The following is a 16908-nucleotide window of genomic DNA, read 5'->3' on the forward strand; positions in this document are numbered from 1 at the left end:
CTCCCCGGGCTTGCGATCCGGGTTGTTCGCACTCACCTCTCAATAGAGCGCCCCCGGTCCGATGTCGTCTCCGCCGGCCGTCAACACCCCTGCCGCCGCCGACGCGACCCAGTCGGCGGCGGACACGGCCCTGTTCGGGAAAGACCCCATGCCCCGCCTCGTGGACGTCCACCCGATGATGGACCGCCCGTCGGACGAGCCGGCTCGGGTGCGCGTCTACCAGCGGTCGGAGGACTTTGCCTCCATCCACGAGGAGGAGGACACCTTCTTCCCGTTTTTCTTCCTCTCCGACGTCTCGCTGCTCGCGGATCGGTACCGGAGTGGGGGCGTCCACACGGCCACGCCGCTCAACGGCGACAACTTCTACCAGTACCTGCTGACCTTCGAGACGTGGAGCGACTACTGGGACGCCCTCCGGCAGGTCGAAAACCGATCGGACAGCGACCAGCAACCGCCCGACGAGCTCTACCGAGTCGGGTCCCCCGCCCAGCAGTACCTCATGCAGACCGGGCGGTCGTGCCTTCTCGGCATGACGCTGGACGACCTGCACCGCCTGCAGCTCGACATTGAAGTGTACTCCGAGGGCAGCTTCCCCAACGCCGACCGCCCCGACGACAAGGTGATCATCGTGGCCCTCTCCGACAATCGGGGCTGGGACGAGGTGCTGCACCTCCGCGACGGGATCGGGGAGGAGCAGCTGCTCCAGGAGCTCGTCTACGTCCTCCGGGAGCGGGACCCGGACGTGATCGAGGGCCACAACATCTTCGAGTTCGACCTTGCCTACCTCCTCGACCGCTGCGCCCTGCACGGCGTCGACTTTGCCATTGGGCGCGACGGGTCGGTCCCCCGCACCTACGACTCCAGCATGCGCTTCGCGGAGCGGACGGTCGACTACCCGGCCGTCGACATCGTGGGGCGCCACGTCATCGACACCTACTTCCAGGTGATGTCGTTCGACGTGTTCAGCCGCGACCTCCCGGACTACAGCCTCAAAACGGCCGCCCGCTACTTCGACCTCGCCCCCGAGGAGCGCACCTACATCGAGGGCACCGAGATCGCCAACGCCTGGCGCACCGACCGGGCGACGCTGCTGGAGTACGCGCTCGACGACGTAATCGAGACGAAGCGGCTGGCGGGCCACCTCTCCGGCTCCACCTTCTACCTCGCCCAGATGCTCCCGATGACCTACGGCTCGTCGGCGCGGCGCGGCCCGGCGGGCAAGATCGAGAGCCTCTTCGTCCGGGAGTACCTGCGCCGGCGCCACGCCCTGCCCCGCAGCGAGTGGGGCAGCCAGTCGATGGGCGGCTACACCGACATCTTCATCACGGGCGTCATGGGCCCCATCGTCTACGCCGACGTGGAGAGCCTGTACCCGTCCATCATGCTCAACTACGACGTGCAGCCGTCCGGGGACACGCTGGACCTCTTCCCGCAGCTCCTGGAGCGGCTCACGGACCTGCGCCTGGAGACGAAGGAAGACATGAAGGAGGCCGAGGAGGAGGAAGTCCGCAGCGAGCTCGACGCGCGGCAGAGCTCTTACAAGGTGCTCATCAATTGCTTCGACCCAGAGACGGAGGTCGTAACTGTCGATGGCATTCGGCACGTCGAGGAAATCGAGGTTGGAGACCGGGTCTACTCTCTCAATCCGGACACCGGTGCGGTCGAGATCAAGCCCGTCACAGCCACCCAGTCTCAGCACTACGCGGGCCCGATGGTCGAGATAAAAAACCAGCACACTGATTTTCTGGTTACCCCGAACCACCGGTTCCTAACACAGAGGTTCACGTCCGGTGAATACACGGACCTGGAGTGGGAAACGGCCGGCGACATGCTGGAGGACCGGATTCGTCGCCGTTTGCCCTCTCTCCGCTCACTTCCCGCTACTCAAGAGAGACCGGGTCCGATTTCTCTATCTGCCGTGTGCGATCGACTTGCGATTGAGCACAAAACAGGCCCGCGCGGCATCAAGGAGCTTCGTCGACAAGCACGCTGGCAGCCGGAAGAATACGGATTGACCGACTGGCTTCGCAGTCTTGGGGGGTTCGCAACGGAAGGAACGCTCTACAAAAGCAAAGCACAGTATGAGAATGGAAATGTGCGCGGCGTCTCGTACCGGACGCCCCCCTGCCAAAAAAACGACATAGGACGTTCTGAAATTTCGACCTTACTCAACCGGACAGGCATTACGTACAGCTCCGACCAGAACGGCCACTCTTTCTGTTCGAAAGTGCTGTATGAAATCCTGGAGGCCGAGTGCGGATCGGACAGTTTCTCGAAGCACCTTCCCCCCTGGATCTTTCAGCTTGGGCCCAAGGACCTGAAGATTGTATTTGACACCTTGATGCAAGGGGATGGCGCCGCAAGTGGGGATCGTTTCACGACCTCCAGCGATCAGTTGGCCGAAGATTTTATCCGCCTTGCAATGCACGTAGGGCGTCGCGCCTTTCACATGCCGAATGATGGCAGCCACCGAATTCAAGTAAATACGGTTCGGGGCCAGCGCCCGACGGTCAAGCCGAAGCATCGGCAACTGGTGGACTACGACGGAATGATCCACTGCCTGACCGTTGCTGACAACCACACGGTGCTCGCAGGGCGCAATCGCAAGTTCAACTGGACGGGTCAGAGCTTCTACGGGCTCCTCGGCTTCGGGCTCTCGGCCTTCAACGACTTCGAAGAGGCCGACCGCGTGGCGCGCACGGGGCAACAGATCCTGCGCCAGTTGATCGATGAGATCCAGGCACGCGGCGGCACGGTAATCGAAGTCGACACCGACGGGGTCCTGTTCGTGCCCCCCGAGGACGTGCGGGGGGAGCAGGCCGAGATCGACTACACCGTGGGCCTGACGGAGGCCATGCCGGAGGGCATCCGCGTCGGGTTCGACGGGCGGTTCAAGAAGATGCTGTCGTACAAGAAGAAAAACTACGCCCTCCTCACCTACGACGACGAGCTAAAGTTTAAGGGCTCCTCCCTCATCTCCCGCTCCAACGAGCCGTTCGGGCGCGACTTCGTCCGGAAGGCCATCCGCCGCCTCCTCGACCACGACGTGGCGGGGCTGCACGAGCTCTACGTGGACACCCGCGATAAAATCGTCAACAGCGACTGGGAGAGCGTGGAGCGCTTCGCCCGCACCGAGACGCTCAAAGACACGCTGGAGCAGTACGAGGCCGACGTGGAGGCGGGCCAGCGCCCCCGGGCCGCCACCTACGAGCTCGCCAGAGAGAAGCAGAACCGCACGGGCAAGCCCGTCAAGAAGGGCGACCGCATCACGTACTACATCACCGGCGACGACGCCACCGTCACGGCCTTCAAGCACTGCCGGCGGGCCGAGGAGTGGAACCCCGAGGATCCGGACGAGAACACCGCCTACTACTTGAAACGACTCGACGAGTTTGCGAGCAAGTTCGAGCCGTTCTTTGACGAGCACGACTTCCGCCTCGTCTTCGCCCCGGAAGACCTCTTCGGCTTTTCAGCGGAAGGCATTGACATCCAGACCACCAGGCACGAGTCTGAGTATGAGGACAGTCAGGATGAGGTGCCGTTCTGATGTGCCTCCCGTTCGTCACTGCCGTTTTTGTTCACCGCCTCACTCGCCCATGAAGCGCACACTCGCCGCCGGGGCCTTTAGCCTCGCCATCGGTGCCGTCTCCCTTCTCCTCCTCGCCTCCGTCGTCTACTCCTGCCGGGGCGGGGGCGACCCGCACCACGAACGGTCCGACGCAACCTTCGACGCCCCGCCCGTGGAGGACGCCCGCTCCGCCCCACCTGACCACCGGGCCTCTGCCTGACTCTCCCCTGTCGTGCACGTTCATGGCCCTCTACCGACGCCCATGATGGAGGATCAGGCCGACGACATTCCCCAGGGACTCGTGGTTCCCGGCCTGGAGGAGGAGTCCCGGCGTGCCGCCCTGTGGGCGTTTCTCATCGTGAGCGTGCTCTCGGGGCTGGCCCTCGTCTGGCCCGTCTACCCGCTGGCGGTGGACCTGACGCCTTACGTCTTCGGCCTGCCCTTCTCGTTCGCCTGGACGGTGGGCTGGCTCGTCGTTATGTTCGTCGCCCTGGTGCTTCTGTACCGCGCCGACGCGCCCGAGCCCGCAGACTGAGCCCCGTTCCCTCGCCCGCCTCTCTGGTTGTCGCCGTGCCCCCATGCCCGAGTGGGCCGTCATTCTATCCATCTGCGGCCTCTACCTCGTCCTGGTCCTGGGCCTCGGGGTCTGGTCGGGGCGCACGGTCTCCGCGAGCGTGGACGGGTACGTGGCGGGCGACCGGACGCTGGGCGTGATCGTGCTCTACTTTGTGCTCGGGGCCTCGGTCTTCTCCTCGTTTGCGTTCCTCGGCGCCCCCGGCTGGGCCTACTCGCGGGGCGCGGCCGCCTTCTACATCATCGCCTACGGCACGGTGGGGATGGTGCCCTTCTACTTCCTCGGCCCGCGGGCCCGGCAGGTCGGCGAGGCGTTCGGGTTCGTCACCCAGGCCGAGATGCTGGCCCACCGGTACGACAGCCGCACGCTCTCGGTGGTCCTGGCCGCGCTCAGCGTCGTCGCGTTCGTGCCCTACCTGACCCTCCAGATGAAGGGGGCGGGCCTGCTGCTGTCGACCATCTCCGACGGCGTGGTGCCGCAGTGGCTCGGGGCGCTCGTGGCCTACGGCGTGGTGCTGGTCTACGTCTTCGCCAGCGGCATGATGGCGATCGGGTGGACGAACACGGTGCAGGGCCTCTTCATGATGGCCGTCGCCTGGTTCTTGGGGCTCTACCTGCCGGAGACGCTGCACGGGGGCATCCAGCCCATGTTCGAGGCGATCGCGGCGAGCGACAAGGCGGCCCTGCTCGACGTTCCGGGCCTCGCGGCGGACGGGTCGCCCTGGAGCTGGGCCGGCTACAGCTCGGCCGTCGTCGTGTCGGCCGTCGGCTTCTCGATGTGGCCGCACCTCTTTATGCGGGCCTTCACGGCCCAGAGCGACCGCACCCTCAAGCTAACGGTGGTCCTGTACCCCACCTTCCAGCTGTTTCTCGTGCCCATCCTGCTGATCGGCTTCGCGGGCGTGCTGGCGTTTCCGGGGGTCGCGCCGCCCGATACGATTGTCCCGCACCTGCTCACTCAGATCGAGCTGTCGCCCGTCCTGGTGGGGCTCGTGTGCGCGGGGGCGCTGGCCGCCTCCATGTCGTCGGGCGACGCGATCCTGCACGCCGCCGCCTCCATCGGGCTGCGCGACGGCATCAAGCCGCTGCTCGCCGCCCCCATGACCGACACCCGGCAGCGCCAGTGGATTCGCGGGCTCGTCGTCGCCACGAGCGCCACGGCCTACTACTTCGCGGTCTTCTCGGAGGTCGGCATCGTGGCACTCCTGCTTGGGGCCTACGGGGGGGTCGCGCAGATCTTCCCCCTCGTCTTTGCGGCCTTCTACTGGCCCCGTGCCACCGGCGCCGGCGCACTGGCAGGCCTGCTGGTGGGGGTCGGCGCGAACACCCTCTTCCTCGTCGCCCCCCAGCTCCGCCCTGTGCCTCTGCACGAGGGCGTCTACGGGCTCGTGGCGAACATCGCCGTCTTCATTGCGGTGAGCCTCCTCACTCCGGCCCACGACCGGGAGCACCTCCGGGCGTACACGCATTCCGACCGGCTGGCCGCCGACGAACCGGTTGCGTCGTAGCCCCGCGGCATGGCGCTTGCTTCACTGTTCCCTTCTACAACGCGCTTCCTTTCTGCACAACGCGCTTCCTACTTTCAACTCCCCCTCCCCCATGCACACCCTCCAAGCCCGCCTCCTTCCGTTCCTAATCGCCCTCGCCGCCTTGCTGGTGGCCCCGCCGAGCCAGGCCCAAGATCGAGACGTGGACGAGCTCGGCGGCGCCCTGAGTGGCATCGGCCAGCAGTACGCCGACAACTACACGCAGCCGATTACCGACGCCCTCGGGGCCAACCTGAACGCCGGGCTCTTCCGCACCGCGGAGGTCGGGGGCGAGGGCGTCATCCCCGTGATTGACCTCTACGTCGGCGTGGCCGGTACGGGCGCGCTCACTGCTGGCTCATCGGAGTCCTTCCAATTGACCAATGATGTGATTGAAGCGGGAAACGGACGCCAGCTCCGCATCGAATATCCGAACACCGACCTTCCGACGGCCTTTGGAGAAAATGAGTCTCCCGGTTCGGCCGACATCATCGATGTGCAGACGGACACGAAGGTGGACGAGGTCCCTCTTCCCTCCTCGCTCATCGATACCCCCATTGCCCCCCTCGCGGTCCCCCAAATCGGGGCCGGCACGGTTCTGGGCACCGACGCCCAGGTCCGCTTCCTCCCCGAGACGAGCATCAGCGACTACGGCTCCGTCTCCCTCTTCGGCCTCTCCGTGCGGCACAGCATCAGCCAGTACATTCCCCTCTCGCCCGTGAACCTCGCCGTGCAGGGCACGTGGCAGAGCCTGTCCCTCTCCGGCAGTGACGACAGCATCAATTCCGGCGAGATCGTGGACGCGTCCGGCTGGGCCCTCAACGCGCAGGTGAGCAAAAGCGTCCCCGTCGCCCCCATCACGTTCTACGGCGGCCTGCAGTACGAGCAGTTCGGGGTCGACGTGGGCTACACGTTCGAGACGAGTGCCGGCACGTCGACCGTATCGTTCGAGCAGGACGCCTCGAACAACGTTCGGGCCCTCGCGGGCGTGTCCGTCACCCTCGCCGTCATTCAGCTCAACGTCGACTACGCCCTGGCCCACAACAACACCGTGAGTGCGGGCGTGGGGATCACACTCTAGGGACTGGGTCTCGTGCCGATGGCCTTGAAGCCCCGTTTCGGCCGCCCCGTCTTGGCCTTCGCATCACCCCTCCCGCGTCGGGGCGATCTCCTCCTCGTAGCGTTGGAGGGCCCCGTCGACGATTCCTTTGGCCCGGTCCGGCCCGAAGAAGTCTTTGACCTGCACGGTCTTGTCCTCCAGGGCCTTGTAGTCCTGGAAGAACCGGCGCAGTTCTCGGAGACGATGATCGGGAAGCTCCTTGATGTGCCAGTAATCGTTAAAGGCCGGGTCGTCCAGGTGGATGCAGATGATTTTCGCATCCTCCTCGTCGTCGTCGAGCATGTTCATGAGCCCGATGGGCCGGGCGCGCAGGATGCTCAGCGGATCGACGCTCTCCTGGGCCAGCACGAGCATGTCGAGCGGGTCCCCGTCGTCCGCGTAGGTGCGCGGGATAAACCCGTAGTTGGCCGGATAGACGACCGAGGAGTGGAGCATCCGGTCCACCCGAAGCAGCCCGCTCTCCTTGTCGAGCTCGTACTTGACCTTGCAGCCCTGCGGAATTTCGATGATGCAGCTGAACATATCGGGGGCTTCTCCCCCCACGGCAATGTCGTGCCAGGGATGGCTCATGGGCGGTCGGCGGGCGGTGGACGAAAACGAACGTGCAGAACTCCTGTGAGAACGGGTTGGGGGCGTGTGTCGTCTCCCCGTTGTGTGCTCGGACGGGGGCTCGTTTTAGGCCCCCGCGTCCGTTTGGGGGGATGTTTTCAGGCGCTGGGACGGATCGAACGACCGCTCCGACCCGAGCCACACCGCAAGGGCGGCACTCGTGATGTGCGTGGCCCCCGGGTCGAACGACAGGCCGTCGGTCTGCGTCTCACCCAGCGCCTCCATGTCGCCGTCGATCTCGTCGAGCCGCTCGGACAGGGCCTGCACGTCCCGGGCCAGCCGGGACGCCGCCTCGGTGGCGTGGTTTTCAAGGCGGAGCCGCCCGTCGCGGTGGAGGTTGACGAATCGACGCAGGACATCCCCGCCGCCAAGATGGACCCCGACCTCGTCGGGGGCGCCGGCCGTGGCCCCGCCCTCATCCGTGAGGGTCGCGGCAACGGGGTCAAGCCCCCGGTCTTCGAGGGCCCCCACGAGCGCCGCCCCGAAGTCGGCCCCCCGGTTCACGATCAGGCTCGTGCGGCCGATGTAGGGCTGGTCGGCCACGAGGCCCTGGAGGTGATCGGCAAGGTCGTCGGCCGACGCCACATCGGCGTGGTCCCGGATGCGGTTGAGCCGGTAGGTTGCCGGCTCGCCGGCGCCCTCTGTCGACTTTTCGAACAGCGCGTGGGTGACGTCCGGGGCGCCGTCTCCGTCGGCCGGGGTGACGTCGACGCCCAGAAAGAATGCGTGGGCCATATCGGGCGGGGAGCTGAGTGACTTGAAGTGTGACGAGCAGGGCCCATACGGATGGACCGCACCATCCACTCGTTCCGTCTGCGGGGGACAGGGGCCGCCCGATGCCCCGTAAATTCACGCCGAATCGGAGCGGGTGGTGCAGTACTGCACACTAAAGTACGAGCGATCGTCCGTCCACACCGACTCGACCTCGAACCCCGTGTCGGCCGCGAGGCTCGCGAAGCCGTCGAGCGTGTACTTGTGTGAGTCCTCGGTGTGAATGGTCTCGCCCGCGTCGAACGCGAACGACTCGTCGGCCACGGTTACCGACTGCGCCGTCGTGCTGCGGAGGTGGCTCTCCACACAGCCGCGCTCTTCGTTCCACAGGACCTGGTGCTCGAAGGCATCCAGGTCGAAGGTGGCATCCAGCTCCCGATTCATGCGACGGAGCAGGTTCTTGCTGAAGGCCGCCGTCACCCCCTCGGCGTCGTCGTAGGCGGCCGTCATCACGTCCACGTCCTTCTTCAGGTCCACGCCAATCAGCAGCCCGCCCTCCGGCCCCACCGTGTGGGCAATCTGTTCAAGAAACGCGCGGGCCTGGTCCCGGGGAAAGTTTCCAATCGTGGAGCCCGGGTAGTAGCCCACGGTGCGGCGTGCCGACCGCGGCGGCTCGGGCAGCTCGAAGGACGTTGTGTAGTCCGCGCACACCGGCTGAATGGGGACCGCCGGGTAGTCCTCGGCGAGCGCCTCGGCGCTGTCGAGGAGGTGGCTCTTCGAGATGTCGACCGGCACGTACGACGCCAGGTCCTCCCCCATTTGCTCCAGCAGGATGCGGGTCTTCAGGCTGCTGCCGCTGCCGTACTCCACGAGGCGCGCCGCCGGCCCGATGGCCTCGGCCATGGCGGACACGTTCTCCCGCATGATTCCAATCTCGGTGCGGGTGGGATAGTACTCCTCGAGCTCGCAGATCTTGTCGAAGAGCTTCGACCCTCGATCGTCGTAGAGAAACTTGGACGGAATTTGCTTCTGGTCCTTGCGAAATCCACGCAGGGTCTCCTTCCGGAAGGACTCGGTGGTGGGCGCCTGGTCGAGGATGGGGTGAATGCTAGTTGAGGTAGGCATACACCTGGGGTGTCAGTGGGAGAGGAGAGGGTGACGGCCCGACTCGAACGGGTGCTTCGCCGGGATTTTGAGATCAGCCTTAAACAACGGGGCCCCCGCCGCGAAATCAACTTCGTACGGACGTGCCCGGAGGCGTCGTGGAATCGTTACAGGCTGTGCGCTGGGTCCCGATCTACGCCTCCAGGTCGGCCAGGGGATCCGGGTGGCGGAATTGATAGTCGCACCGGTCTTTGACCTTCTGATTGTCGACGCGCTTTCCGGTGGTGGGATCCGACTCATCGAAGGTCGGTAGCTCGAGCCCAAGCACCTCTGCCGCACGGGTGTAGAGGGCCTGGCGGGTCGGATGGGCGTCCGCGCAGGCGTTGAAGACCTCCCCCCGAACATTCTGGTCGAGAAGGGTCGCGAGCAGCGCCACACAGTCGTCCCGGTGGATCAGGTTGACCGGCGCCTCCGGCCGCCCAATGTCGGACCGTCCCGCGAGAAAGCGCCCAGGGTGTCGGTCGCCCCCGTAAAGCCCCCCGAACCGCACGATCGTGGTGGCGAACGATGGATCGCGCATCAGCCTCTCCTCGGCGGCCAGCACGGCGCGTCCGGTCGAGCGGCGCGTCCCCGGCAGGGCGTCCGGCCGGCCCGGCGGTTGATCGGCCTCCGTGACCGTCCGCTCCACGGTCGGGTACACCCCGGTCGAGCTCGCAAACAGGACCCACTCGACCGCCCCGTGGGCGGCCGCCTCGCGCACCGCGTCGATCTGGCGACGGTAGTGCGCTTTCGCGTCGTCGGCCGTCCGGGAGGGGGGGACATTCAGGACGAGGATCGGCGACGCAAAAAACGCCGATTCGTCCTCGCCGGTGAGCTCCGGAGTGAGGGTGAGGAGGTACGGCTCGACGCCGTCTTCACGCAGGGCGTCGACCTTCTCGGGCGTGGTGGTCGAGCCACGCACGCGAACATCCTGGGCCACGAGGTGCTGGGCCAACGGCCGGCCGAGCCAGCCGCAGCCGAGAATACTGACATCCGAGTCGATCATTTAGGGCGGGGTCTAATTCGTCCGAGCAGCGCCTCCCGCCGGTGTATGCAACGACGGAAGGCTTCGGACGCCGCACAGCGAGGGCTGTTTCCTCATTGGCCTCGCCTCGCCCTGTTTCGGACCGTGCTCGGGCCCCTATAGGTCGTTGAGGGCGCGTTTCACAATATCCTTCTCGAAGACCCCGGTCTTTCTTTGTGCGTCCGCGTCCGTTTCGCCCGGCGGCACCGGCGACTCCGCTCGGGGCGCGGGGGGCTCGTTGTCGTCTTCGGTCGCCCCGAGCATCTCGTCCAGGACGTTCTGCACCACCGACCGCAGCCGGTCGAGCTCGTCCCCCGAGACGTTCTCGTCGCAAATCTGCGTCGCGACGAACTGGGCCAGCGGCGCGTCGGGAGCGTCCCGCTGTTGTACGAGGTACGCTCGAACCTGACGGCTGCGGGTCCACGCACGCATGGCCGCACCGACGGCGTCCACTTCGAAGACCGGCCGGGTGAGCCGTCGCAACACGTCGACCTCGCTGGACGAGTGGTCGAGAAGGTCAAAGTCCAAGGTCGGCCCGTCGGGGGGCTCCGCCTCCCCCTCATCGACTGTGTAAAACTGAACCCGAATGCCGTTTGTGAACAGGACGAGCGGGACGTCCATCGCCTCGGCGTGCCGGAGCAGAGCGGGGGCGCCCGGTGCCTCCGGCGGCTTCGTCGCCGCCGTGCACTCGACCAGCATCACCGGTCGGCCGTCTCGCTTGAGGGCGTAATCCACCGTCTCGTCCTCCCCCTCCACGCTTGCCTCCGGCTCCACAGCCCGCACGTCGAAGGGGTCGTATCCGAGTGCGTCGAAGAAAGGCAGGACGAGTGCAGTTTCGGTCGTTTTCTGGCAATCGAGGGCGGCACGCTGCCCGTCGGCCCGGGCCCGAAGCATCGAGAGTCGATCGGCGAGGTCCATGGGGGCGGGAGCACCAGGAAGGAGCACAGCGAGGGCCCTTCTTAACCCTCAAATACGATGCCAAGGCCCTTCCTCCCGGTGTCCGCCCCGAACGTCGTCCCGGCCGCCCGGACGGGTCGCGGTGCAGATGCCCCCCCAACGCACGCCCCCGGCCTCTTCCGGTGGCTTCCTTCGCGGACAGGGCCGTCCACAAATCTCGGCGATTGGCCGGACGGGTTACCCCGAAAAGGCGAGCCGATCCGAGAAAAACGGAAGAACGTGGGTCTCCACCCGCGCGTCGATCCGGCCGACGTGCGTCCCCGGGTCGCAAATCTCGACGGTGTGGTCGATGCCGTACGCCGCGAGCCCCGCCGCAGGCAGAAGGGCCGCGGCCCAAGGGCCCAGCGCGAGCAGGCCTCGGCGAAACGCCGCCGTTCCGCGGAGCAGGACGGCCCGAGAAACGGAGTCGTTCATCGAGACAGATGCACGTTTGACGTGAGAGAATGCAGGGGGATGTCGTCAGGTCGACCCGTCTTTCGTTTCTGTAGGGGACCCGTCCTCGAGGGTCGGGGCCCGGTCGCAGATTCGACGGAGCACGGCCTCAACCTCGTCCCGGCGGACGCGTCCGGCCTCGAGGTCCTCGCTTACCGCCTCCAGGGCCCGGCGCCACCACGCCTCCGGGGGACGCTCCGCCTCCGACGTCAGATGGCCCTCCGCCCGGAAGTAGGCCTCCAGCTCGTCCACCTTGTCGGAGCGGAAGCGCTTGACCGCCCCGTTTCTCAGCCCGTCGAGGATGCGTGCGGCCTCCCCGCCGACGCGCTCCGCCAGGGCGGTCACGTCGTCGATGAAGGTGTCGGACACGGCGTCCGCGGCCTCCAGGGCCGCCCGCCGCACAGGGGTCCCGCGTCCCACGCGCCACGCGGCGGCCCAGTGGTCCACCGCGCGGGCCCGTGCCTCCAAACGCCGGTAGTTCGACGAATCCAGGTCAATGAGCGAAAGGGCGCCCCGCTCGGCCAGGCCGGCAAGCTGCCCCCACCGCCGATAGGCGGCCTCCACGGCACGGCACAGCCGGTCCGCATCGTCGGTCAGGTACCACAGGTGCAACGCCGCAACCTCACTCCGGGGCGTCCAGACCGGGACGTCGAGGTGGCGCGCAAGGGCCTCGTGGCTGCGCTCCTCAGGGGGCGGGAGCGCCGGCGACGCAGGCCGGCCCGGTCGGAGGCCACCGGTTTTACGCGGGCCGTCGACCGCAACGCTTTCCCCATCGGCCCCGGACAGCGTGTGGACCGCGAGTGCCGTGTCGGTCTCGTCGAGCTGCCGCCGCCACTTCGCGACTTCGTCGGACTGTGCCGTCAGGTAGACCACCTGACGCCCCTCGGCGGCGATCGTACGAACCGCCTCGATCATGGCCGCGGCCTTCCCGTCGTCGCTGTTGGCCAGGGCCTCGTCCAAAACGAGGGGCGGCCGGATGCCCTGCTCCTGGGCCTCCACGAAGGCCATGCGGACGGCAAGTAGAAGCTGGACCTTGGTGCCCCCCGACAGTTCCTGGAGCGCGAGCCCACGCCCGGCGTCCGTCACCACACGGAACGTGCTCTCCGCCCGGTCGAGGTCCAGGCGGTAGCGGTCGCTCGTAATGTGCCGGAAGAGCTCGTCGGCACGGGCGAAGACGGCCGGCAGATCCTGATTTCGGGTCCGCTCGTGAACGACATCCGCGAGGGCCTGCCCGACGACCCGGCGCAGGTCCCGGCGGCCCCGGCGCCGCAGCGCCTGGCGGGCCGACTGGTGCTCCGCGAGCGCTTCCTCGAGGTCGTGGTCCGTCTTCGCGTCCTCGACCTGCTGCTGAATGCGGCTGATCCGGTCGGAAAGGTCGTCGACCTGTTCGGCCTGCCGGGCTGCCTCCTCTTTCCGACGCTCCAGCCCTTCGGCCGTCGCGCCGAGCATCGATTCCTCGAAGCCCTCCCGTTCCTTGAGGCGCTCGCGTTCCAGCTCGACGGACCGCTCGGCCCGATTCAGGGCCTCCTCGGCGGCCTCGCGCTCGTCGAACTGCGCACACCACTCCGCGACCGTCTCGTCGCTCTCGTCGTCCAGCCCAAGCCGGTCAAACAGCTGCGCGATCTCGTCGTCGATCCGTTCAACCTGCGCCGTCGCCTGGTCGAGACGCTGCTGCGCGTTTTCCCGATCGGCATGGGCCGCCTCAAGGGCCTGTTGGTCCTCCCGGAGCTGCTCCAGGGCCGCCTGGCCGTCGCTGATGTCCTCCACGTGGTCATCCCCGTACGGCTCGACGAGGGCCTCCACCTTCGCCCGCCACGTCTCCGCCTGTCGCTCGGCCTCTCGCATTTTCTCTTCGGCCCCCATGGCCTCCGTCCACGCCGCCTGCCAGGCCCCCAGCCGCTGCACGAACCAGAGCAGTGAGTGGGCACCGAGCCCCGGATCTACGTGAAGCCGGTCGGCGAGCTCGCCCTCGCGTTCCCCCAACTCGGCCTGTTTGTCCTCGATGGCGTCTGCCTCGTCGGCATGGCGGGCCCACTCCTGTGCCTTCGCCGCCTCCAGCCGCGCGTCCGTCCAGTCCTGGAGGAGGGAGTCGAGGTGGGCGTGGACGGCCTCCACCGACCAGGTTGAGGGCGTGGGGAGGTCGAGCCGCTCGAAGCGGTGCTCCAGATCGGGCCGACGCGTTTCCGTCGCGACGCCGGTCGAGCGGGGAGCGAAATACGCAGCGACGGCCACAACGGCGCCCGCCCCGGCCACGACCCAGCCCAGGGGCGCTCCGCCAAGTCCCAGCACGGCGCCCCCCACGACCACAGTCCCAGCCCCCGCGAGGGCCACATAGCGAAGGATCCGTCCTCGTCCTTTCCCGTCGGAAGCCGACGCTGGCTCCCGCAGCCACTCCGCAAGCTGCTCGACGCCACGGCGAAGTTGCTCCGGACTGGTCCCGGGGTCGGCCTCCCCGAATCGCCGCTCCAGGGCGCGGAGCGCCGCCTTTCGCCCCTGCACCTCCAGGCGTGACTCGGCCAGCGACTGGACCGCGTCGACCGCCGGCCCGTCGATCTGGGCCGCCGCCTCCTTGTCGTCCCCCGACAGGCGCTCCCACTCCGCCGCCTCCGTCTTTGCCGCCCGGGCTCGTTCGCGCTCCGCCTGTTCGAGGGCTGTTCGCGCCTCGTCCCATTCCTGCAGGGCCGTCCGGAGCGTATCGAGGGTGCCGTCCGGGAGCCCGCCCGCCGGAAGCCGGCTTTCGGCGATGCGCGCCTCCGCCTCTGTCCGCTGCGCGGTGGCCTCTTCCCGTTTCTCGACCGCCGCCTCCCGATCGGCCCGGAGGCGGTCGAGGCGGTCGGCCTCGTCGCCCTGAAGGGCCTGCATGCCCTCGGGAAACGCGTTGAACGCCCGTTCGGCCTCCTGACGCTCCTGCTCCGCCCGCACCACGGCCAGGGCCTGCTCGAGGGCGTCTCGGCACCGGGCCGCCGCCCGCGCCTCGTCCCGTTCGCGGCGGAGGCGCCGCAGCGACCGCTCTTTCCGCTCCAGATCCCGGTGCAGCGACCGGGCCGCCTCCACACGGCCCCGTGCCTCTTCAACCTCGCGCGTCTCCTTCAGCTTGCCCTTCGCGTACTCGCCAAAGCCGAGCGCCCCGGCGGCCCCCGGCACGTCGTACCCGCCCTGGGCCGCCTGCAGAATGGCGTCGGCCAGGGCCCGCTCCGAGTCCTCAGTCGCGGCGAGCAGGTCGCGCAGGGACATGTGGTAGCGCCCCCGGTGGCCGGGCGGCGGCATGGACGGCGAGGAGGCCGGGACGCCGTCCTTCTGGTACTGCACACGACTGCCCTCCACGTCGACCCGCCACGGCTCGCCGCCCAGGCGAAACGTGCCCTCAATGAGGGGCCGCCCCCACCCGTAGGCCTCCGGCCACAGGAGCACCGTCACGGCCCGGGCGAGCGTCGTTTTGCCGGAGCCGTTCGGCCCTGCGATGACGTTGACGCCCGGGCCGAGCCCCTCGACGTCGAGCCCAAACGACCGGCCGTACATCCGTTGCACGGCGAGGCGGCGGACGTGGAGGGCGGCGTCGGCCGTCGCAGTCGGCATGTCGGGGGACGAGGCATTCGTCATTCCTGAGGCGCAGCGTCAGTCTGGGAGCGCAGTTCGTCGAGAAGCAGGAGGCCCTGACGCCAGACCATGCCGGCGAGCGTCTCCCGGTCCGGCGACAGGGCGTCCGCGTCGGGGAGCGGGTCGTAGGCGGGGGAATCCTGCACCGCAGAGCATGCCGCTTTGATCGCAGCCCATGCCTCCTGGGCATGCTCGTCCTCCGCCCCGTTCCGCATCGCGAGCAGAAGCTGGGCGAGCACGGCCGGCGGGTCGGTGCCCTCCGCGATGCGCTCCAGGTCGAGGGCCGGGCGCGTCCGGGCGGCGGCCGCCTCCACGACGGCGGTCGCCCCCGCAACCGGCACCTCCAGCGCGCCCGGCCACGTCTCCACCAGGTCGCACACCGCACGATGGACGGGCGTGCGGCCCGTGACCGTGAGGCGACAGACGAGCCGCTGCGGCGTGGGGCCCTCCTCGCGGGCCGTACGGAGCCGGTCGCGCATCGCGTCCGTCACCGCGGCCTCGACGGCCCCCTCGTCGTCGATTGCGTCCACGTCCACCTCGAGATGCTCGTAGCGAAGGGGGGCGCGGGGCAGCTGGACCGCTGTGCTGGTCCCGTCCGGGGCCACCTCCACGCGCCAGGGACCGTGGGGCCCCGGTTCCGAGGGGTCCAGCGGCTGGAGCGAGCCGGGGTACAGCACGAGGGGCGACCGGTCGTCTCGCAGCGAGGGCGCATGGATGTGGCCCAGGAGCCACGCCGAAACGGGGCACTGGCGCAGGGCGGCGAGCGACACCGGGGCGTAGACGCTCCCCGGGGCGTTCAGGTCGGCGTGCAACAGCCCCACCGTCGGGGCGTCGTCGCGGAGGCGCCCATCCGGAAACGACTCGACCGGAGAGGCCTGCTCGTGCGCCTCCCGAAACGACCACCCTACGAATTGAACGGGCGGCCGCCCCTCCGGCGCCACGGTCACGGTGCTCCACTCTCCCCCCCGTCCCAGAAGGTGAAAGTGCTCCGCCTCGACCATTTCGGCCAGGCGGGGAAGCGCATCGAAGTCGTGATTGCCGGCCACCGCCACCACGGGAATGCCGGCCTCCCCGAGCCGGCGGAGGCCCCGTTGAAGCGGGCCCAGTGCCTCGTACCGCTTGTTCTGATCGTCAACGACGTCCCCGGTCAACGCCACCACGTCCACCGCCTGCTCCACGGCGTACGACACCGTGTCCGCCCACACGGAATCGACCGCCCACGCCCGGTCGCGCGACTGGGTGCGGGACGGGTAGCGCCCGAGGTGAAGGTCGCCAGTACACAGAATCCGACACGATGGGTCGGCCACGTGGACGTACGAGGTGTTGAAAAATGAGGGCGGTGTGCCGGTCCCGCAAAACTGCGCGGGGCAATGATTCGGGCACCGCTAACGTAAGAAAACCTGCACCCTTCCCCAACCCGCCTATACACATCGTAACGGTCGTCGTCCCCAGAGCAACGGGACTGTGCATTGGTGGCGGCCTGAGTGTACCCGTGGCGGAGACGCCCCAAAACAATTTTCGGGCCGTGCCCACGTAGCTGTGGGCGCCCCACGTCGGTAGTCCCTTCCAGAGACCAATCCGGCGTGGGGCTTTTGTATGTCGACCGTGTTGTATGTCGACCGTGTGCCGGGGGACTGGACCGATGTAG

Annotated in this window: 13 protein-coding genes; 5 read left to right on the top strand and 8 right to left on the bottom strand. The window is 67.9% G+C overall.

Annotated elements, in window-relative coordinates; all coding sequences use genetic code 11:
- The first annotated feature begins 61 nt into the window (after window positions 1–61).
- From OJA40_RS03385 to OJA40_RS03405, 5 genes are all read left to right on the top strand, one after another.
- Complete coding sequence (locus OJA40_RS03385) at window positions 62–3547, top strand: DNA polymerase domain-containing protein (protein WP_208425778.1); 3486 nt, start codon at window positions 62–64, stop codon at window positions 3545–3547.
- A 49-nt stretch (window positions 3548–3596) separates the two neighbouring features.
- On the top strand, window positions 3597–3788 hold the full coding sequence (locus OJA40_RS03390; RefSeq protein ID WP_208425779.1) for a hypothetical protein: 192 nt from the start codon (window positions 3597–3599) through the stop codon (window positions 3786–3788).
- A 42-nt stretch (window positions 3789–3830) separates the two neighbouring features.
- Window positions 3831–4103, top strand: a complete 273-nt coding sequence (locus OJA40_RS03395) for a hypothetical protein (protein WP_208425780.1) — start codon at window positions 3831–3833, stop codon at window positions 4101–4103.
- Window positions 4104–4146: 43 nt separating this feature from the next.
- Entirely contained in the window at window positions 4147–5649 is a 1503-nt protein-coding gene (locus OJA40_RS03400; protein WP_208425781.1) for a sodium:solute symporter family protein, read from the top strand.
- A gap of 91 nt (window positions 5650–5740) precedes the next feature.
- Window positions 5741–6748 (top strand): DUF6588 family protein, encoded by a 1008-nt coding sequence (locus tag OJA40_RS03405; protein WP_208425782.1) that lies wholly within the window; start codon window positions 5741–5743, stop codon window positions 6746–6748.
- 63 nt (window positions 6749–6811) lie between these two features.
- Here OJA40_RS03405 and OJA40_RS03410 read toward each other — a convergent pair whose 3' ends face one another.
- The 8 genes from OJA40_RS03410 to OJA40_RS03445 form a co-directional block, all read right to left on the bottom strand.
- On the bottom strand, window positions 6812–7357 hold the full coding sequence (locus OJA40_RS03410) for an inorganic diphosphatase (protein ID WP_208425783.1): 546 nt from the start codon (window positions 7355–7357) through the stop codon (window positions 6812–6814).
- Between the two features lie 105 nt (window positions 7358–7462).
- Entirely contained in the window at window positions 7463–8131 is a 669-nt protein-coding gene (locus OJA40_RS03415; RefSeq protein WP_208425784.1) for a hypothetical protein, read from the bottom strand.
- A 114-nt stretch (window positions 8132–8245) separates the two neighbouring features.
- On the bottom strand, window positions 8246–9232 hold the full coding sequence (gene egtD, locus OJA40_RS03420) for an L-histidine N(alpha)-methyltransferase (protein ID WP_263809938.1): 987 nt from the start codon (window positions 9230–9232) through the stop codon (window positions 8246–8248).
- A 172-nt stretch (window positions 9233–9404) separates the two neighbouring features.
- Window positions 9405–10256: an SDR family oxidoreductase gene (locus OJA40_RS03425; RefSeq protein ID WP_208425786.1), complete on the bottom strand. Its 852-nt coding sequence runs from the start codon at window positions 10254–10256 to the stop codon at window positions 9405–9407.
- Between the two features lie 135 nt (window positions 10257–10391).
- On the bottom strand, window positions 10392–11192 hold the full coding sequence (locus OJA40_RS03430) for a type I restriction enzyme HsdR N-terminal domain-containing protein (protein WP_208425787.1): 801 nt from the start codon (window positions 11190–11192) through the stop codon (window positions 10392–10394).
- 216 nt (window positions 11193–11408) lie between these two features.
- Window positions 11409–11645: a hypothetical protein gene (locus OJA40_RS03435; RefSeq protein ID WP_263809939.1), complete on the bottom strand. Its 237-nt coding sequence runs from the start codon at window positions 11643–11645 to the stop codon at window positions 11409–11411.
- 45 nt (window positions 11646–11690) lie between these two features.
- Window positions 11691–15239, bottom strand: coding sequence for an ATP-binding protein (locus OJA40_RS03440; RefSeq protein WP_263809940.1), 3549 nt, complete (start codon window positions 15237–15239; stop codon window positions 11691–11693).
- Window positions 15240–15259: 20 nt separating this feature from the next.
- A complete protein-coding gene (locus OJA40_RS03445; RefSeq protein WP_208425789.1) occupies window positions 15260–16567 on the bottom strand; it encodes a metallophosphoesterase family protein in 1308 nt (435 codons plus the stop codon).
- Between the last annotated feature and the right edge of the window lie 341 nt (window positions 16568–16908).

Origin of the sequence: Salinibacter pepae (assembly GCF_947077775.1) — a bacterium.
Classification (GTDB): Bacteria; Bacteroidota; Rhodothermia; order Rhodothermales; family Salinibacteraceae; genus Salinibacter; species Salinibacter pepae.